This window comes from Spirillospora sp. NPDC052242, assembly GCF_040679555.1.
Classification (GTDB): domain Bacteria; phylum Actinomycetota; class Actinomycetes; order Streptosporangiales; family Streptosporangiaceae; genus Spirillospora.
On record NZ_JBFAUZ010000002.1, the window covers coordinates 111,738 to 129,105 of the forward strand.

The 17,368-nt window shown below is 74.2% G+C and carries 18 protein-coding genes and 1 tRNA gene; 12 read left to right on the top strand and 7 right to left on the bottom strand.

The genetic code is table 11. The annotated features are described in order from the left end of the window. Positions 1-31 precede the first annotated feature (31 nt). Both AB0L25_RS02365 and AB0L25_RS02370 read right to left on the bottom strand, forming a co-directional pair. Complete coding sequence (locus tag AB0L25_RS02365) at positions 32-1,021, bottom strand: NAD(P)-dependent oxidoreductase (protein ID WP_500167792.1); 990 nt, start codon at positions 1,019-1,021, stop codon at positions 32-34. 142 nt (positions 1,022-1,163) lie between these two features. Beyond that, entirely contained in the window at positions 1,164-1,745 is a 582-nt protein-coding gene (locus AB0L25_RS02370) for a 5-formyltetrahydrofolate cyclo-ligase (RefSeq protein WP_500167794.1), read from the bottom strand. A gap of 33 nt (positions 1,746-1,778) precedes the next feature. Between AB0L25_RS02370 and galU the strand changes: the two genes are divergently transcribed. The 7 genes from galU to AB0L25_RS02405 all read left to right on the top strand — a co-directional run bounded on the left by galU (position 1,779) and on the right by AB0L25_RS02405 (position 6,333). Then, complete coding sequence (gene galU, locus AB0L25_RS02375) at positions 1,779-2,705, top strand: UTP--glucose-1-phosphate uridylyltransferase GalU (protein ID WP_500167796.1); 927 nt, start codon at positions 1,779-1,781, stop codon at positions 2,703-2,705. Between the two features lie 21 nt (positions 2,706-2,726). Next, positions 2,727-3,926 (top strand): molybdotransferase-like divisome protein Glp, encoded by a 1,200-nt coding sequence (glp, locus tag AB0L25_RS02380; protein ID WP_500167797.1) that lies wholly within the window; start codon positions 2,727-2,729, stop codon positions 3,924-3,926. Further along, entirely contained in the window at positions 3,923-4,390 is a 468-nt protein-coding gene (gene moaC / locus AB0L25_RS02385; protein WP_500167799.1) for a cyclic pyranopterin monophosphate synthase MoaC, read from the top strand. The genes glp and moaC overlap by 4 nt, the downstream gene beginning before the upstream one ends. Beyond that, entirely contained in the window at positions 4,387-4,860 is a 474-nt protein-coding gene (locus AB0L25_RS02390) for a MogA/MoaB family molybdenum cofactor biosynthesis protein (RefSeq protein ID WP_500168088.1), read from the top strand. The genes moaC and AB0L25_RS02390 overlap by 4 nt, the downstream gene beginning before the upstream one ends. Positions 4,861-4,902: 42 nt before the next feature. Beyond that, the gene (locus AB0L25_RS02395; RefSeq protein ID WP_026402294.1) at positions 4,903-5,520 is read left to right on the top strand and encodes a GNAT family N-acetyltransferase; all 618 of its coding nucleotides are present in this window, start codon (positions 4,903-4,905) and stop codon (positions 5,518-5,520) included. A gap of 201 nt (positions 5,521-5,721) precedes the next feature. Next, complete coding sequence (sepX, locus tag AB0L25_RS02400) at positions 5,722-6,210, top strand: divisome protein SepX/GlpR (RefSeq protein WP_500167801.1); 489 nt, start codon at positions 5,722-5,724, stop codon at positions 6,208-6,210. 49 nt (positions 6,211-6,259) lie between these two features. Beyond that, a tRNA-Ala gene (locus tag AB0L25_RS02405) sits at positions 6,260-6,333 on the top strand. A gap of 281 nt (positions 6,334-6,614) precedes the next feature. Here AB0L25_RS02405 and AB0L25_RS02410 read toward each other — a convergent pair. From AB0L25_RS02410 to AB0L25_RS02420, 3 genes are all read right to left on the bottom strand, one after another. Further along, a complete protein-coding gene (locus AB0L25_RS02410; RefSeq protein ID WP_500167803.1) occupies positions 6,615-8,201 on the bottom strand; it encodes an MDR family MFS transporter in 1,587 nt (528 codons plus the stop codon). Between the two features lie 32 nt (positions 8,202-8,233). Continuing rightward, positions 8,234-8,869: a TetR/AcrR family transcriptional regulator gene (locus AB0L25_RS02415; RefSeq protein WP_500167805.1), complete on the bottom strand. Its 636-nt coding sequence runs from the start codon at positions 8,867-8,869 to the stop codon at positions 8,234-8,236. A 62-nt stretch (positions 8,870-8,931) separates the two neighbouring features. After that, positions 8,932-9,477 (bottom strand): helix-turn-helix transcriptional regulator, encoded by a 546-nt coding sequence (locus AB0L25_RS02420; protein ID WP_500167807.1) that lies wholly within the window; start codon positions 9,475-9,477, stop codon positions 8,932-8,934. A 143-nt stretch (positions 9,478-9,620) separates the two neighbouring features. Between AB0L25_RS02420 and AB0L25_RS02425 the strand changes: the two genes are divergently transcribed. From AB0L25_RS02425 to AB0L25_RS02445, 5 genes are all read left to right on the top strand, one after another. Further along, entirely contained in the window at positions 9,621-11,261 is a 1,641-nt protein-coding gene (locus AB0L25_RS02425) for an RICIN domain-containing protein (protein WP_500167808.1), read from the top strand. A 114-nt stretch (positions 11,262-11,375) separates the two neighbouring features. Next, on the top strand, positions 11,376-13,523 hold the full coding sequence (locus AB0L25_RS02430) for an acyl-CoA dehydrogenase family protein (protein ID WP_500167809.1): 2,148 nt from the start codon (positions 11,376-11,378) through the stop codon (positions 13,521-13,523). Between the two features lie 108 nt (positions 13,524-13,631). Beyond that, the gene (locus AB0L25_RS02435; RefSeq protein ID WP_500167811.1) at positions 13,632-14,123 is read left to right on the top strand and encodes a DUF892 family protein; all 492 of its coding nucleotides are present in this window, start codon (positions 13,632-13,634) and stop codon (positions 14,121-14,123) included. 25 nt (positions 14,124-14,148) lie between these two features. After that, on the top strand, positions 14,149-14,661 hold the full coding sequence (locus AB0L25_RS02440) for a hypothetical protein (protein ID WP_500167812.1): 513 nt from the start codon (positions 14,149-14,151) through the stop codon (positions 14,659-14,661). A 114-nt stretch (positions 14,662-14,775) separates the two neighbouring features. After that, entirely contained in the window at positions 14,776-15,642 is an 867-nt protein-coding gene (locus AB0L25_RS02445; protein WP_500167814.1) for a hypothetical protein, read from the top strand. A 27-nt stretch (positions 15,643-15,669) separates the two neighbouring features. Here the strand turns inward: AB0L25_RS02445 and AB0L25_RS02450 are convergent, their stop codons facing one another. Together AB0L25_RS02450 and AB0L25_RS02455 are read right to left on the bottom strand one after the other, a co-directional pair. After that, the gene (locus AB0L25_RS02450; RefSeq protein ID WP_500167816.1) at positions 15,670-16,887 is read right to left on the bottom strand and encodes a serpin family protein; all 1,218 of its coding nucleotides are present in this window, start codon (positions 16,885-16,887) and stop codon (positions 15,670-15,672) included. A 74-nt stretch (positions 16,888-16,961) separates the two neighbouring features. Continuing rightward, positions 16,962-17,315, bottom strand: coding sequence for a DoxX family protein (locus tag AB0L25_RS02455; RefSeq protein WP_500167818.1), 354 nt, complete (start codon positions 17,313-17,315; stop codon positions 16,962-16,964). Positions 17,316-17,368: the final 53 nt, after the last annotated feature.

Genomic DNA, 17,368 nt, shown 5'->3' on the forward strand with positions numbered 1-17,368 from the left:
GGTTGAGTGTCGGAATCCCCGTGACCCGGCCTTAACGCCGCCTGACCTGCGGATCTACCCCGTTGACGACGTTCTGCACGTCCTCACCGCGGACCGCGGCGACGACGTTGTCGCGCACCATCGTCACGAGGTTCAGCTGCGACAGGTCCGAGGCGCCCGCCGCGTGCGGCGACAGCAGCACCCGGTCGTGCGCGCGCAGCGGATGGCCGTCCGGGAGCGGCTCGACGTCGAACACGTCGAGGGCCGCACCGGCCAGCCGTCCCGACTCGAGGGCGGCCAGGACGGCGTCGTCGGGCGCGATGCCCCCGCGCGCGACGTTCACCAGCAGGGCGCCGTCCGGCAGGAGGGCGAGGCGGTCCGGGCCGAGCAGCCCGCGCGTCTCGGCGGTCAGCGGGACGGCCAGCACGAGGATGTCGGACGACGCCACGAGGTCGTCCAGTTCGCGGTAGGTCGCGGACGCCTCGGGGCGCGGGCGCCGCGTCCAGTACGAGACGTCGCAGCCCAGCGCCTGGAAGAGGCGGGCGATCTCGGAACCGATCGCCCCGAACCCGACGATCCCGACGCGCTGCGCGTGCACCTCCCGGGGCCGCCGCGCCGCGATCTCCATCTGCGGCCAGCCGCCCGCGCGCACCGCCCGGTCGCCCCACGCGAGGTGCCGGCACAGGGCGAACGCGGCGCCGACCGCCCACTCCGCCACGCCGCGCCGGTTGAATCCCGCCGCGTTCGCCACCGGCACGTCCCGGGAGGTCAGCGCGGGGACGTCCAGGCTGTCGGTGCCCACGGCCGGCATCTGGACGAACGCCAGGCGCGGCGCGGCCGCGACCGCCTCGGCGTCGAGCGCGAGCCGTCCGGTGAAGTCGCCGATGACGATCTCGGCGTCGGCCAGGCCCGCGAGGAGGCCCGAGCGGTCGGCGGGGTCCGGGAACCGCACCTCGGCCGCGTCGCCGAGCGGCGCGAGCAGGCCCCGCACGACCGCCTCGTCGATCGGGGGCAGGGACAGGATCCGCCACGGCGCCGTCATCTCGAACCTCCAGGTGAAGCCGACCTCGATCGCGTTCCGGGATGTCGCGATCGTCCCGCCCGGTCACCTTATGCGGGCGTCCGCTTCCGGCCATTCCGGACGGCTCCGGCGATGCCGGGCACGAGGGGAAACGGCACCCCGGTCACCCGAACCGCACGAGCCCCCGGGACGGCGTGGCGGCGGCCCGGACGCGCCGGTCGTGCGGCTCCGCGGGCAGCGCCGGGACCAGCTCGCCGTCGTACACGAGCCCGACCGTCAGGATCGCGGGGCCCACCCGGGCCAGCGCGCGGTCGTAGGACCCGCCGCCCCGGCCGAGCCGCATGCCCGACTCGTCCACCGCGACCGCCGGGGCGAGGACGACGTCCGCGCTGGACACGGCGCCGGGACCGCGCGGCGGCTCGGTCGGCTCCAGGCAGCCGCGCGAACCGGGGACGAGCGAGTCGGGCCCCTCGTAGGACGCCCAGTCGAGATCGCCGTCCGGCAGCAGCAGGGGGAGGAGCACGTACGTGCCGCGCTTCCACAGGGCGAACAGAAGGCTGCGGGTGTCCGGTTCCGGCCCGACCGAAACGTACGCCGCGATCGTCCCGGCCATCTCCACCTCGGGCACGGACAGCAGCGCGTCGCGCAGCGCCCGGCCCGCCTCCGCGCGCTCGTGCGGCGGCATTGTGGCACGGTTACCCAGCAGTTTCGTGCGGAGGCCGGTCTTCGTTCCGATGTCGTGCACGCTGTCGTCCTCGCGGCTTACTAAGGTCTCTACATGACTGATATCGCACCCGTGACCAAGGCGGTCGTCCCGGCGGCCGGGCTCGGTACCCGATTCTTGCCCGCCACGAAGGCGACGCCCAAGGAAATGCTTCCCATCGTCGACAAACCGGCGATCCAGTACGTCGTCGAAGAGGCGGTGGACGCCGGGCTCAGCGACGTCCTCATGATCACCGGGCGCAGCAAGCGGTCCATCGAGGACCACTTCGACCGAGCCTACGAGCTCGAGGAGGCCCTGCGCGCCAAGGGCGACGACGGCCGGCTGTCCGCCGTCCGCGAGTCCAGCGAGCTCGCGATCATGCACTACGTGCGGCAGGGCGAGCCGCGCGGCCTCGGGCACGCGGTGCACTGCGCCCGCCAGCACGTCGGGCACGAGCCGTTCGCCGTCCTGCTCGGCGACGACATGATCGACGCGCGCGACAAGCTGCTGCAGCGGATGATCGAGGTCCGCGGCGAGTACGGCGGCAGCGTCGTCGCCCTCATGGAGGTGCCCGCCGACCAGGTCTCCGCCTACGGCTGCGCCGCCATCGAGGCCACCGGCGAGGACGACGTCGTCCGGATCAGCGACCTGGTCGAGAAGCCGTCCGCCGAGGAGGCGCCCAGCAACTGGATCATCATCGGCCGCTACGTCTGCGACCCCGCCGTGTTCGACGTCCTGGAGAAGACCCCGCCCGGCCGCGGCGGCGAGATCCAGCTCACCGACGCGCTGCGGACGCTCGCCGACATGCCCGCCGAGGAGGGCGGCGGCGTGTACGGGGTCAAGTTCCGCGGGCGCCGCTACGACACCGGCAACAAGCTCGAATACCTGCGCACCGTCGTCCAGTTCGCGGCGGAACGCCCCGACCTGTCGCCGGAGTTCCTGCCGTGGCTCCGCGAGTTCGTCCAGGCGCAGGACGGCGTGGGCGGCGACGGGAACGCGTGACGCCCCGTCACACTTGAGTGCATGAGAACGGTCGACGAGCATCTGAACGACATCCTCGGCAGCGTCACGGTGCTGCCGCCGCTCGACCTGGCGCTGCTGGAGGCGCGGGGGACGGTCCTCGCCGAGCCCGTCTCCGCGCCCGTCCCGCTGCCGCCGTTCGACAACTCCGCGATGGACGGCTACGCCGTCGTCGCGTCCGACGTCGCGGGGGCCACCGAGGCCGACCCGGTGACGCTGCCGGTGGTCGGCGACGTCGTCGCGGGCGACCCGGCGGTGTCGGCGCTGCGCCCCGGGCTGACCGCCCGGATCATGACGGGCGCGCCGATGCCCGCCGGGGCCGACGCGGTGATCCCGGTCGAGTGGACGGACGGCGGGACGGCGCGCGTCCGGATCGTCCGGTCCGCGCCGCCCGGGCACTACATCCGCCGCGCGGGCGAGGACGTCCGCGAGGGCCAGGTCGTCGTGGCCGCGGGCACCCGGCTCCGCGCGCCGCAGCTCGGCATGATCGCCGCGGTCGGCCGGGCCCGGGTGACCGTGCGGCCGAAGCCGCGCGTCGTCGTCGTCTCCACCGGCGACGAACTGCGCGAACCGGGCACGACCCTGGGGCACGGGCACATCTGGGAGTCGAACAGCTTCATGCTGACCGCCGCCGTCGCCGAAGCGGGCGGCGTCGGCTACCGGCACTCCACCGTGGACGACGAGCCCGGCTCGGTCCGCGACATGCTGCAGGACCAGCTCGTCCGCGCCGACGCCGTCATCACGTCCGGCGGGGTCTCCATGGGCTCCCGGGACGTCGTCAAGGAGGCGCTCACCGGAACCGTGAAGTTCCACAAGGTGGGCATGCGTCCGGGCAAACCGCAGGGGTTCGGCCTCATGGAAGGCACGCCCATCTTCACCCTGCCCGGGAACCCGGTGAGCGCCTACGTGTCGTTCCAAGTGTTCGTCCGTCCCGCCCTACGCGCCATGCAGGGGCTCCCGCCGGAGCCTTTGCCCACGGTGAAGGCCGTCCTGTCCGGCGACATCAAGTCCCCTGCGGGCCTGCGGCACTTCCTGCGCGCGCGCCTCACCTACGACGACGGCTACACGGTCGACCCCGCCGACGTGCAGGGCTCGCACCAGCTGGCGTCCCTCGCGTCCGCCGACGCGCTCATCACCGTCCCCGAGGACGTCGAGACCCTCCCCGCGGGCAGCACGGTCGACGTGATGAGATTGCCCGCATGACCGGGTTCTCCCACCTCGACGACGAGGGCGCCGCCCGCATGGTCGACGTCTCCGCCAAGGACGTCTCGGCCCGCACCGCGACCGCCGCCGGGTTCGTCCGCCTCTCGCCCGCCTGCGTCGCGGCGCTCCGCGCCGGGAACGTCCCCAAGGGCGACGCCCTCTCCGTGGCCCGCATCGCCGGGATCATGGGCGCCAAGCGCGTCCCCGACCTCGTCCCCCTCTGCCACCCGATCGCCCTGCACGGCGTCACCGTCGACCTGACGATCGAGGACGCCGGCGTCGCGATCACCGCCGTCACCCGCACCGCCGACCGCACGGGCGTCGAGATGGAGGCCCTCACCGCCGTGAGCACCGCCGCGCTCGCCCTCGTCGACATGGTCAAGGCGGTCGACCCGGTCGCCGTGATCACCGACGTCCGCGTCGAGGAGAAGACCGGCGGCAAGCACGGGACGTGGCGCCGATGAGGGCGATGGCCGTCACCGTCTCCAACCGGGCGTCCGCCGGCGTGTACCCCGACCGGTCGGGGCCCGTCCTCGTCGAGATGCTCTCCGACCTCGGCTGCCGCGTCGACGGGCCCGTCGTCGTCCCCGACGGCGAACCGGTCGAGCAGGTCCTCCGCGACGCCGTCGCGCAGGGCTACGACGTCGTCGTCACCACCGGAGGCACGGGCCTCACCCCCACCGACCTGACCCCCGAGATGACCCGCCGCGTCCTCGACCGTGAGATCCCCGGGATCGCCGAGGCCGTCCGCATGGACAACCGGGACGCCGTCCCCGCCGCGATCCTCTCCCGCGGCCTCGCGGGCGTCGCCGGCCGCACCCTCATCGTCAACCTGCCGGGCTCGACCGGCGGCGTGCGCGACGGCATGACCGTCCTCGGGCGCGTCCTCGCCCACGCCGTCGACCAGATCCATGGCGGCGACCACAAAAAATAGCGTTCAGACGCCGCACCAGGGAATCATGGAATCGTGGAACGAATGCGGGGATGGCCGGTCACCCTGACCGAAGGTCCCGTAGGACTGCGCCCGCTGCGGCACCGCGACGCGTCCGTCTGGCGCGAGCTGCGGGTCCGCAACGCCGACTGGCTGCGCCCCTGGGAGCCCACCAACCCCGAGACGCCGCTGTTCCGCAGCGGCCTCGGCCCGTACGTCAGCATGGTCCACACGATGCGCCGCGAGGCCCGCCAGGGCCTCGCGCTGCCGTGGGTCGTCACCCACGAGGACGACTTCGTCGGCCAGGTCACGATCGGCGCGATCGTCTGGGGTTCGGCCCGCTCCGCCCAGATCGGCTACTGGGTCGACCGCCAGGTCGCCGGCCGCGGCGTGATCCCCACCGCCGTCGCCCTCGCGGTGGACCACTGTTTCTTCACCGTCGGCCTCCACCGCCTCGAAGCCAATATCCGCCCGGAGAACGCCGCCAGCCGCCGCGTCGTCGAAAAACTGGGATTCCGCGAAGAGGGAATTCGCCGCCGGCACCTGCACATCGACGGAGCCTGGCGCGATCACATCTGCTACGCCCTCACCGTCGAGGACGTCCCCGGTGGCCTGCGGTCCCGCTGGCTCGCCGACCGCCGCCGGGCATTTCCCCGGCAGTGACTTTCGACTCGTAAATATCCTGCGCCGTCGAAGAGTCGGCAAACGGAGAGTAACGGCGCGATCGATCTCGCGACACACCGCCCCTTATGCTCGTCAACCTCTGACACCGGCTCGTACCGTGCGGGGCGTGACCCTGCTCCCATTGCACGTGCGCGGGCCGATAGTCGGCCCGCGCCGCAGGCGTGCCCTGGGGGTGGTCCGATGAGCAGTGCCGTCCTCTACCTCGCCATCGTCGCCGTCTGGGCGATCGTCCTCGTCCCCATGTGGCTGCGCCGCGACACCGAGAAGCAGGACGAGTTCGAGGAGGAGCGCACCGAACCGGAGCCCCGCCGCGCCCGCGCCCCGTCCCGCGCCCGGGTGATCGCCCGGCGCCGCCGCCGCACCGCGGGCCTCACCGCCCTGCTCGCCACCGCCGCCACCGTCGCCGCCTTCGGCGTCGCGCCCTGGTGGGTCGTCGCGCCCCCGGCCGTCCTCCTGGCCGGCCATCTCGCGCTCCTCCGCGTCGCCGTCGGCATGGACGCCGCCCGCCGCGAGTCCGCGGCCCGCGCCCGCGCCGCCGCCCGCCGCGCCGCCCAGACCGTCCCCGAGCCGGCCCCCGCCCCGGCCGAACCCGCCGAGATCATCGAGCTCCCGACCCCCGAAGAGGTCTTCGACCAGTACGCCGACGACCGACGCGCCGTCGGCGAGTGACCGGATGGCGCGAACACCCTCCAGAGTTTGCTAATCTAAACACGTCCTTGGGGCTGTGGCGCAGTCCGGTAGCGCACCTCGTTCGCATCGAGGGGGCCAGGGGTTCAAATCCCCTCAGCTCCACAAGGAACACCAGGTCGGAGGCCGGCCGGGGAGAAATCCCCGGTCGGCCTCCGTTCGTTTGTGGTCCGGTCGCATGTTCTGGCCGGGGTTATGACCGCCGGATGCCCCCGGGGCATATCGGAGTTAATGTCCGGGGCCTCGCCCGGGCGCGGGCGTACTACGACGCATTCATGCCGCCCTATTACGCCGCGTTCTGTGAAGGGCCCGACGGGGTCAAGCTGGAGGTCGTCTGCCACCGGTGAAACGAGGGTGCCCCGGCCCTGGGGGCCGGGGCGGTCGGGTCAGTCGGTCTTGGCGGTGGCGGGGGTCGGGGCGGCCTCGTCGGCGAGGCGTTCCATGCCGCTCGTGGTCTTCAGCGGCTTCTCCTTGATGAACGGGACGATCAGCAGGACGAGCAGGGCGAACGGGGTCGCGAAGAGGAAGAGGTCGGCGGTGGCGACGCCGTAGGCGTGCTCGACGATGGCGCGCATGGGGGCGGGCAGGGTCGTCATGTCGGGGACGCCGTGGCCCGCGGCCCCGCCGGTGGCGGGGGCGCCCGATGCCTCGAGGCTCTTGGTGATCTCGGTGGTGACGCGGTTGGCGAGGATGGCGCCGAGCACGCTGGTGCCGATGGTGCCGCCCATGCTGCGGAAGAAGGACAGGACGGACGTGGCGGCGCCGAGTTCGGCGGCCGGGACGTCGTTCTGCGCGGCCAGCACGAGGTTCTGCATCAGCATGCCGACGCCGATGCCGAGGAGCGCCATGTAGACGCTGAGGACGGCGAAGTGGGTGTCGGAGCCGATGGTGGACAGCAGGCCGAGGCCCGCGGTCATGAAGGCGGCGCCCGCGATGAGGTAGATCTTCCACTTGCCGGTCGCGCTGATGAGCTGCCCGGCGACCGTGGAGGAGACCAGGAGGCCGAGGATCATCGGCAGGCTCATCAGGCCCGCGACCGTCGCGGACTTGCCCAGGGAGACCTGGAAGTACTGCGAGAGGAAGACGGTGCCGCCGAACATGGCGAGGCCGACCAGGAGGCTGGCGACGGTCGTCAGGGTGACGGTGCGGTTGCGGAAGATGTCGAGGGGGATGACCGGCTCGGCCACCCGGGACTCGACGAACACGGCGGCGGCCAGGAGGATCACGCCGGCGGCGGTGAGGGCGGCGGTCTGCCAGGAGGCCCAGTCGAACTCGACGCCGGCCAGCGAGACCCAGATCAGCAGGGTGCAGACGCCCGCGACGATGAGGAACGCGCCCAGCCAGTCGATCTTCACCTGGCGGCGGACGGTGGGCAGCTTCAGCGTGCGCTGCAGGAGCAGGATCGCCAGGAGGGCGAACGGCACGCCGATGAAGAAGCACCAGCGCCAGCCGAGCCAGGAGGTGTCCACGAGGACGCCGCCGATCAGCGGCCCGGCGACGGTGCCGACGGCGAAGACGGCGCCGAAGATGCCGGCGTACTTGCCCAGCCGGCGGGGCGGGATGATCGCCGCCATCACGACCTGCGCGAGGGCGGTGAGGCCGCCCGCGCCGATGCCCTGCGCCACCCGGCTGAAGATCAGCAGCCCGACGTCGTGGGAGAAGCCCGCGAGCAGGGAGCCGACGACGAACATGCCCAGGGAGAGCTGGAGCAGGAGCTTCTGGTTGTAGAGGTCCGCCAGCTTGCCCCACAGCGGCACGGTGGCGGTCATGGCCAGCAGCTCGGCGGTGACGACCCAGGTGTAGGACGACTGGCTGGCGCCCAGGTCGGCGATGATCCGGGGCAGCGCGTTGGCGACCACGGTGCCGGCGAGGATGGCGACGAACATGCCGGCCATCAGCCCGGACATGGCCTGGAGTATCTGCCGCTGGGTCATGGAGGTGGGCACCGCTTCGGGCGCCGCTGATGCGTTCACGACTTCTCTTTCGGGAGGGTTCTCGGTGTGCTTCAGGAGGGATCGCGGGGCCCGGGCAGCCCGGCGGCGAGGTGGTCGAACACCTCGTGGAAGACGTCCATGAAGGCGAGCTCGTCCTGCCTGACGCACCAGTGCTCGACGGCGACCCGGACGGCCGTGGCGCCGACGGCGGCCAGCAGCCGCGCGTACAGGTCCGGGACCGTGGACGCGCCTCCGGTGGACGAGCGTTCGGCGAGGACGTCGGCGAGGCCGATCTCGTCGGCCATGAGGACGCCGATGCTGCGGACGAGGAGGTGCGGCGAGCCGCGCAGCACCTCGGCGTGGAGGGCCCACAGTTCGTGCTGCTGCTCGACCTCGGCCAGTTCCGCCGCCATGGCCTCGCGCAGCGCCTCCAGCGGGGAGAGGACGGACGGTGCGGCGAGCACCGCGCGCCGGATGCGGGCGCTCGACTCCGCGCCGAGCATGACGTAGACGTCGTCCCGGGAGGCGAAGTAGTTGAAGAACGTGCGCGGGGACACGCCCGCCGCCTCGCTGATCGCCTCGACGGTGACGTTCTCCACGCCGTGCTCCGCCGCCAGCCGCACCGCGGCCTCGACGAGCGCCGCGTGCGTGGCCCGCTTCTTGCGTTCCCGCAAGCCGCCCTCGACGGCGGTCTTCTCCCCCTGCACGCCTGCATGCTATGCAAATTTGCACTGGCTGCAAAATTGCGCGGCGCGCGCGGAGCGGGCTGTCAGGCGGGGTCGGCGGGCGGCAGGTACGGCTTGAGGTCGCGGAGCTGCCGCCGGGAGGTCAGGCCGAGCTTGCGGAAGATGTTGCGCAGGTGCGCGTCCACGGTGCGGGGGCTGAGGAACAGGCGCCCGGCCGCCTCCTTGGACGTCGCGCCCTCGGCGACGAGCCGGGCGATGCGGGTCTCCTGCGGGGTGAGGCGTTCGAGGGGCGTCGTCCCCGGTTTGGCGGGACGGCCGCCGCAGGCGGCGAGCTCGCGGGCGGCGCGGGCCGCGAACCCGGCGGCGCCGATCGAGGCGAGCGTCTCGTGGGCGCGGCGGAGCTGGGCGCGCGCGTCGCCGCGCCGGGACTCGCGGCGCAGCCACTCCCCGTAGAGCAGGCGGGTGCGGGCGAGCTGCGGGACGGCGCGGGTCCGTTCGAGCCGGTCGATCGCCTCGCGGTAGAGGTCCTCGGCGGCGGGGCCGGTGGTGAGCAGGGCGCGGGAGCGGAGCCCGATGCCGGCGGCCCAGTCGGTCCCGGACGCCCGCGACCGTTCGGCGAGCCGCGCCATGGCGGGCTCGGCGAGCTCCGGGCGTCCGGACCGGACGGCGGCCTCGACGACCTCGGCCGGGACGAACGCGTGCAGCCCGGGGTCGTCGTGGCGTGCGGCGCGGCGGCGGCGCGCAGCGCGGTCTCGTAGCGGCCCGCGCCGTTGTGCAGGACGGCCGTCGCGAGGTCGAGCACGGACAGCAGCCGACCGCGGCCGCGTTCGTGCGCGACGCGGGCGGCGGTCTCGGCGAGCCGGTCGAGGCGTTCGGCGTCGCCGCGCCAGGCGGTGAGCGCGAGGTCGGCGGACGCCGTGTCGGCGGCCCCCGCGCGGACGGCGAGCCCGGCGGCGGCGAGGGCGCGTCCGGCGCGGCGGGCGGGGTCGGGGGTGAGGGCGGCGGCGCGGGCGAGGAACCGGCTCGCGGCGGCGTGGCCGCCCCGGTCGCGGGCCCGCGGGACGGCGCGTTCCAGCGCGGCCGCGACGGTCTCGTCCGGTGCGACGGTCGACTGCGCGAGGTGCCAGGCGCGCCGGTCGGGGTCGGTGCGGGCGCCGGTCGCGTCGGCGAGGGCGCGGTGGACGGCGCGGCGGTCGTCCGGGTCCGCGGCCCGGTAGACGGACGAGCGCAGCCGCGGCCGGTCGAAGCGGACGCGGCCGTCAAGGGTCAGCAGTCCGGCGGCCTCGGCGGGCGCGGCGGCGTCCGGGCCGAGGCCGAGCCGCCGCGCCGCGTCCCACAGCAGCGCGGGGTCGCCGAGCGGTTCGGCGGCGGCCAGCAGGAGCAGCCGCCGGGTGGCGGGCGGCAGCGCGGCCGTCCGGTCGAGGCCGGGGTCGGCGGGGCCGGGGTCAGGGTCGTCGGGCGACGGCCCGTAGGCGTCCGCGCGCCGTTGCAGGTCGAGGAGCGTGCGGGGGTTGCCGCGGGATTCGGCGACGATCCGGTCGCGGACGCGCGTCGGGAGCGGGTGAGCCTGGCGAACGCGTTTGATCGGCGGGCGTGGCAGCGGGGTGAGAAGCCGAAGGTGCAGACGCGGCTTCTTGCGGGCGGTGTCGCGCTGGTGGTGGTGGCCGCGGCGGTGTTCGGGGTCGGCGCGCTGATCTCCTACCAGCAGGATCGGGAGGAGAAGGAGCGCAAGGAGAAGGCCGCGCTGAACGAGCGGGCGAACCCGGTGGCGGTGGCGCCGTCGCCGAGCGCGTCGCCGAGCAGGACGTCGGCGTCGCCGAGCGCCCGGCCGACGACGCGGGCGGCGGCGCCGCCGCGGCGGGAGCCGCGGAGCCTCTCGCCCGCGGCGACGGCGAGGGCGGCGAAGCGGGCGGCGAAGTCGCGGTTCCCCACCGGCCCGAACTTCCCGACGACCACGAACGTCCTGCTGCGCAACGCGATGACGGGCCTGTGCGCGGACGTCCCGGGGTTCGGCCGGGGCACGGAGCAGGGGCCGGTCGAGCAGTTCGCCTGCGACGGGTCCGCGAAGGACAACCAGCGCTGGGACCTGGTGGTGAACCAGGAGGGCGCCGGGCCGGGCGGCGCGGACCTGTTCAGCATCCGCAACTCCAAGGACGGCCTCTGCGTGGACGTGTGGGGCACCGACCCGCCCGCGCCGGAGGCCGCGGTGACGCAGTGGTCGTGCTACCCCGGCGCCACCGACAACCAGATGTGGTACCTGGAGCGGAAGGCGCCCAACCGGTTCTGGATCCGCAACGACAAGGGCGGGTTGTGCCTGGACGTGGCGGGCGGGACGGGCGCGGGCGGCCCGGGCTCCCAGCTGACCACCTACACGTGCTCGATGAACGACGATCACCTCTGGTCGTTCGCCTGACGGGGACTCCGGAACCCGGCCGTCCACAATTAACCGAATCAGATTCGGGAAAGGTCTTCACTCTCCGGGACGGCGGCGCGATCATGGGGTGACCGTCGAGCGTTGGGAGGGGCCATGGCGATCGCCATCGGCGAGGAGCACCGCGAACTGGCCGGGACGACCAGGACGTTCCTGAACGATCAGGGCGCGCGCGCAGCGAACCGCGCGCTGCTGGAGGCGGACGAGGAGACGCTGCCGGCGTTCTGGGACGACTTCGCCCGCCTCGGCCTGCTCGGGGTGCATCTGTCGGAGGAGCACGGCGGCGGCGGGGCGGGGCTCCCGGAGCTGGTCGTGGTCGTGGAGGAGCTCGGCCGGGCGCTCGCGCCGGGACCGATGGTGCCCACGATGGCGGCGTCCGCGGTGATCGCCGCGCGCGGCACCGACGAGCAGCGCGCCCGGCTGCTCCCCGACCTGGCGTCCGGCCGGACGGCCGCGGCGCTCGGCATCGGCGGCGCGGTCACGGCCGCCGAGGGGACGGCGAGCGGCGACGCCGGGGTCGTCCTCGGCGGCGGCCTCGCCGGGCTGCTGGTGCTCCCCGCGGGCGACGACATGATCGTCGTCCGGGCGGACGCGCCGGGCGTCGAGGTCGAGGTGCCGCCGAACCTCGACCCGTCCCGCCGTTCGGCCCGCGTCAGGCTCGACGGCGCGGAGGTCGTGGACGTCCTGCCGTCGGCGCGCGCGCACGCCGTGGCCATCGCGCGGACGATCGCGGGCGCGGAGGCCGTCGGCGGGGCGCTGGAGTGCGTCGAGCGGGCGGTCGAGTACGCGAAGGTCCGGGAGCAGTTCGGCCGGACGATCGGGACGTTCCAGGCGGTCAAGCACCACTGCGCGGACATGCTCGTCGCGGCGGAGCTCGGCACGGCGGCGGTGTGGGACGCGGCGCGCGCGGCGTCCGCGCCCGCGGCGGAGTTCGAGTACGCGGCGGCCGTCGCCGGGACGCTCGCCCCGCCCGCGTTCACGAAGAACGCGGGGCTGAACACGCAGGTGCACGGCGGGATCGGGTTCACCTGGGAGCACGACGCGCACCTGCTGCTGCGGCGCGCGGCGACGATCGAGGCGATCGTCGACCCGCGGGACGCGGCGCGGGACGTCGCCCGGCTGAGCGTCGCGGGCGTCGTGCGGGCGACGGAGCTGGACCTGCCGCCGGAGGCCGAGGCCAAGCGGGCCGAGGTGCGGGCCCTGGCGCAGGAGATCGCGGCGCTGCCGGAGGACGAGCAGCGCGTGCGGCTGATCGACACCGGGTACGTGCAGCCGCACTGGCCGCGCCCGTGGGGCCTGGAGGCGTCCGCCGGGCTGCAGCTCGTGATCGACGAGGAGTTCCGCGCGGCGAAGGTGAAGCGGCCGAACTACGGGATCACGAGCTGGAACATCCTCACGCTCGTCCAGCACGGCACCCAGGACCAGATCGACCGGTGGGTGCGCGCCGCGCTGCTCGGCGACGAGGTGTGGTGCCAGCTGTTCAGCGAGCCGGAGGCCGGGTCGGACGCGGCGGCCGTCAAGACGCGGGCGGTGAAGGTCGAGGGCGGCTGGAAGGTCAACGGGCAGAAGGTGTGGACGAGCGGCGCGCACTACAGCCGCCGCGGCCTCGCGACCGTCCGGACCGACCCGGACGCGCCCAAGCACGCGGGCGTCACGATGATGGTGATCGACATGAAGGCGCCCGGCGTGGAGGTGCGGCCGCTGCGGCAGGCGACGGGCGGCTCGGAGTTCAACGAGGTGTTCTTCTCCGACGTGTTCGTCCCGGACGAGGACGTGATCGGCGCGCCGAACGAGGGCTGGAAGGTCGCGCGGGCGACGCTCGGCAACGAGCGGGTCAGCATCGGCGGCGGCGTCGGCGCGCCGCTCGGCTCGGACGTCGTGAAGCTGTACGCCGAGCACCCGGACGCCGTCCCGGCGGACCGGATCGGCGCGCACGCGGCGGAGGAGCGGGCGCTGAAGCTGCTGAACCTGCGCAGCGCCGAGCGGGCCGTCGCGGGCGGCGAGCCCGGGCCGGAGGGCAACATTACGAAGCTGGTGCTGGCCGAGCACGGGCACGCCACGGCCGCGCTGCTGGGCGAGTTCGCCGGGCCGCAGACGGCGTTCGGCGACGGCATCGGGGCGATGGCCGGGCTGATGCGGCTGGGGTCGCGGGCGATGTCGATCGCGGGCGGCACCTCGGAGATCACCCGCAACCAGATCGCCGAGCGCATCCTCGGGCTGCCCCGCGACCCGCTGATCAAGTAGCCGGCGACCGGCCCGCCGCCCGGCGGCGGGCCGGGGCGCCGTGCCCGGTTTCGCACGGTTTCCGCAGGGCAAGGGGCCTGTGAGAGCCGAACGAGTGGACGGCGCCCCATGACGACGATCGAGAAGAAACTGGTCGACTACCTCAAGGACGCGCACGCGCTCCAGCAGCACGTGCAGGGCGTCCTGAGCGAGCTGCTCACCACGGCGGCCGACGAACCGGACCTCTGCCGCCGCTTGGGGGAGTACGCGCACCGCAACCGCGAGCACACCCGCGCGATCGAGGACCGGCTCCGCGCGCACCGCGCCTCGCCGTCGATCGTCCGGGACGCCGAGATGCTGTGGGGCGCGATCGCCGACGTGCTGAAGTACCGCAACCACGTCGGCCGGCACGTCCGGGACGGCTACGTGTCCGCCCACCTGCAGATCGCCGAGGCCGAGATGCTCCGCCGCATCGCCGACCGCGCCGGTGACGGCGAGACGGCGCGGGTCGCGGCGGCGGTGTGCGACGACGCCCACGCGATCGCCGCCGCGATCTCCGAGAACTGGGACGCCGCCGTCGAGCTCTCGCTCCGCCGCCACGGCGTGCACCTGCACCGCTGACGCGTCCTGTGGGATGATCCGCGGGATGAGCGATCGAGCGGACGAACCCGACGAACCGGCACACGCCGATCTGGTCCTCGTCCCCGAACCGGACCCCGCGTCCGGGACGGACGAACCGGCTCCCGCGCCCAAGAGCGGGGCGACGACGGGTACGCGCCTGCTCGGCTTCGGGCTGTTCGCGGGCGCGATCGCCGCGGTTGCCCGGGTGGCGGCCGACGGCGCGGGCGGCGACTGGCGCTCGGGCGTGTTCGTCTCCGGCCTGGCCGCTTCGCTGGTGCTCGGCGGCCTCGCGATGAACGGGTGGCTCACCCGGCTCGTGAACCGGCTGCTGTGGATCTTCCCCGCGACCCTGCTGTTCATGGGGATCGTCCTCGTCCTCGACCCCGGCTACGGCACCTTCCTCAACGGGGACGCGGAGCGCGGCCGGATCGAGTCCGACGGCCAGTCGATCGGCTTGGCCGTCATCCTCCTCGTCGTGGGCGTAGCCGGGCTCGCCGGCTACGTCTACGCCGCCCGGAACCGCATCTTCCGCCGCTGACCCCCCACCCGCCCGCCCCGATGTCCGACCGGTCGACGGTGGTGGGGTGACCGATGGCGGTCCCCGGTGGGTGGGAGTGCGATTTCGCCCGGTCTGTGTGTGATACTCCGGCGGATGAACGACCGATCTGCTGATGGGGGACGAGCGGAGAGCGAAGAACCCTTCGGTGCCGTCCCGAGTCCGCGCAGGCGGGCGGCCGGGGCCGTGCTGCTGGTGTGCGCGGTGCTCTGCGCCGTCCGGTCCGCCGACGCGCTAGCGGGCGGGGACCGGCGCACGGTGGTGGCGGCGGCCGGGTTCGCCGTGTCGCTGCTGCTCGGTGGCCTCGCCCTCAACGGGTGGCGGGTGCGGCTCTGCGTCCGGGCGGCGTGGCTGGTGCCCGCGACGCTGATGTTCACCGGCCTCGCCATGCTCCTGGACACCGATTACGGCAGCCCCGGGAACTCCGGCATGGCGGGCGTGGACTCGGTGCTCCTCGGCATCGTCCTGCTCGCCGCGAGTCTCGCCGGGTGCGTCCTGTACGGGCGTGCGCTCGCACGTCTGCACGGTTCGTCCGGGGAAAGCGGGCAGAGCGGGGAGAGCGGGCACGTGCGGCCCGCAGCGTGGAAGCGCGTGTTCGGGGCGGTCTCGCTGCTGTGCGCGTTCGGTTTCGCCGTGCAGTTCGTCGACGCGGTGGCGGACGGCGACTGGCGGCGGCTGGCGGCCGCCGCGGGGTACGGCACGGCGCTGCTGATGGCGGGGTCGGCGCTGAACGGACGGCAGGTCGAGCTGGCCCTCAGGCTGATGTGGCTGTTCCCGGCGACGCTCTCGGTCCTGGGCATGTACTTGCTCGTGGAGCCGGACCAGGGCGACCCCGGCTGGTACGAAGGCGGGCCGGCGGACTGGGCCGCGACGCAGTTCGGGGTCGCGATGATGGTCGTCGGGGTTCTCGGGTCGGTCGCGTACGCGTACGGGATGCGGCGGCACCTGGCCCGCGACCGCTGAGCGGCCGCGGGCCGGGCCGGACTCCGGTCACCAGAACCCCGGGCCGGACGCGTCCTCGGGCCATTCCTCCGGTTCGGCGACCCAGCCCGCGACGAGGGCGAGGCCGGTGGGGCGGTGCCGGGCGAGGAACCCGAACGGACGGTCGAACACGACCGACAGGACGGGGGCCTCGCGCTCCGGCGGCGCGGACCCTGCCGCGACCCCGAAGGCGGTGACGGCCGCGGCCTTGAACCCCTCCGCGGTGAAGGTGGCGTTGACGTCCTGCGCGCCCTGCCCGATCTTGAGCGGCGCCCGGCTGATCCCGGGGAGGTGGCCGCGCGGGGAGTCGGTGGAGAGCGTCGCCAGCCCGAACAGGCCGGGGTCGGCCAGCAGGTCGTGCTCGGCGGCGACGTCGAACCGGACGGTCGTCGTGAGCAGGGTCGGCGTGGGGTCGTACGACGAGATGGTCGACAGCGACACGCCCGGCGCCGTGCGGGCGACGGGTTCGGCGAGCAGTTCGGCGCCGCGCCGCAGCGGGTGACGGCCGTCGAGGGCGTCCACCCCGGCGGCGAGGACCTCGCCCGCCGGGCGGTCGGGCGCGCCGAGGAGCAGGTGGACGTCGACGTCGTCGACGCCCGCCACGGTGAGGACGGTGAGCGGCCCGCCGGGGGTCTCGGCGAGGGCGAGCGGGTCGAGGTCGGGGCCGCCGCGGTTCAGGCCCGCGAGGCCGCGCGGCCGCCCGGCCCAGGGGCCGCCCCGCGGCCGGAACGGGAAGTCCTGGAAGGGGGCGCGCCAGCGGGTGTCGATGCTCAGCGCGGTCGCCAGCACCAGGAGCGTGTCGGGCTGGAGCGCCACGGGCATCCGCCGCAGCCGCCCGCGCGTGTGCCGCTCGACCCAGGCGTCCAGCCGGGGCCCGTCGGCGTCCGGGTCGCCGCTCAGCTCGCCGCGCGCCCCGCCGGGCGCGGCGTCGAGCCACCAGGGCTCCAGCGGCAGCCCCGCCCGGTGCCAGACGCCGAACGCGCCGTCGACGGCGGTGCCGCGCGCGAGGATCTCCAGCAGCTCGCGGGCGTCCCGGTCGGCGCCGGCGGCGTCGCGGCCGACGGCGCCCTGCAGCTCGGCGCGGGCCGGCCCGTCGGCGGCGGCGGCAAGCAGCGCGAGCAGCGGCCAGAGCCCCGCCCCCGACAGCACGGTCGTCTTCCCGGTGCAGGCGTGCCCGGCCCATCTCGCCGTCAGCTCGTTGGAGGCTCGTACGGCTCCGTCGATCACGCTCTCGTCTCCCGTCCGCTGCGAAAAGGCCGATGCTAGTGCGCCGCCCGCCGCGCCCACGAGGCGTTATCGGCTCAGTGCGCGACGGCCAGCACCAGAGACGCTACGGCGAGCGCCAGGTATCCACCGGGAAACGCGAAGTTGTGGAAAACCCGGGCGCGGACGTGCGCGGCGACGGCGCCCACGAAGAACAGGACGAGGCCCGCGGCGGCGGCGATCCCGATGTACGGGACGCCCACGAGGCCGAGCAGCAGCCCGGCGGCCCCGGCCGCCTTGAGCGCGCCGAGATACGGCAGCCACGACGGGGCGAGCCCGACTTCGGCGGAGTTGTCCAGGACGAACCGGGCCTTCAGGAAATCCGCGACGGCGATCCCGGCGTTCACCGCGATCGTGACGGCGGTGACGGCGACATAGGTGGCGAACAGCATGGTTCCAGGCTCGCGGGGACCCGTTCCGGGCGTCCAATACACGCATCCATAAC

What these genes read in the sequence shown, in the direction of transcription:
- AB0L25_RS02365 (WP_500167792.1), bottom strand. Translation starts at nt 1,021, where the DNA reads ATGACGGCGCCGTGGCGGATCCTGTCCCTGCCCCCGATCGACGAGGCG.
- galU (WP_500167796.1), top strand. Translation starts at nt 1,779, where the DNA reads ATGACTGATATCGCACCCGTGACCAAGGCGGTCGTCCCGGCGGCCGGG.
- glp (WP_500167797.1), top strand. Translation starts at nt 2,727, where the DNA reads ATGAGAACGGTCGACGAGCATCTGAACGACATCCTCGGCAGCGTCACG.
- moaC (WP_500167799.1), top strand. Translation starts at nt 3,923, where the DNA reads ATGACCGGGTTCTCCCACCTCGACGACGAGGGCGCCGCCCGCATGGTC.
- AB0L25_RS02390 (WP_500168088.1), top strand. Translation starts at nt 4,387, where the DNA reads ATGAGGGCGATGGCCGTCACCGTCTCCAACCGGGCGTCCGCCGGCGTG.
- AB0L25_RS02395 (WP_026402294.1), top strand. Translation starts at nt 4,903, where the DNA reads ATGCGGGGATGGCCGGTCACCCTGACCGAAGGTCCCGTAGGACTGCGC.
- sepX (WP_500167801.1), top strand. Translation starts at nt 5,722, where the DNA reads ATGAGCAGTGCCGTCCTCTACCTCGCCATCGTCGCCGTCTGGGCGATC.
- AB0L25_RS02420 (WP_500167807.1), bottom strand. Translation starts at nt 9,477, where the DNA reads ATGGCGCGGCTCGCCGAACGGTCGCGGGCGTCCGGGACCGACTGGGCC.
- AB0L25_RS02430 (WP_500167809.1), top strand. Translation starts at nt 11,376, where the DNA reads ATGGCGATCGCCATCGGCGAGGAGCACCGCGAACTGGCCGGGACGACC.
- AB0L25_RS02435 (WP_500167811.1), top strand. Translation starts at nt 13,632, where the DNA reads ATGACGACGATCGAGAAGAAACTGGTCGACTACCTCAAGGACGCGCAC.
- AB0L25_RS02440 (WP_500167812.1), top strand. Translation starts at nt 14,149, where the DNA reads ATGAGCGATCGAGCGGACGAACCCGACGAACCGGCACACGCCGATCTG.
- AB0L25_RS02445 (WP_500167814.1), top strand. Translation starts at nt 14,776, where the DNA reads ATGAACGACCGATCTGCTGATGGGGGACGAGCGGAGAGCGAAGAACCC.
- AB0L25_RS02455 (WP_500167818.1), bottom strand. Translation starts at nt 17,315, where the DNA reads ATGCTGTTCGCCACCTATGTCGCCGTCACCGCCGTCACGATCGCGGTG.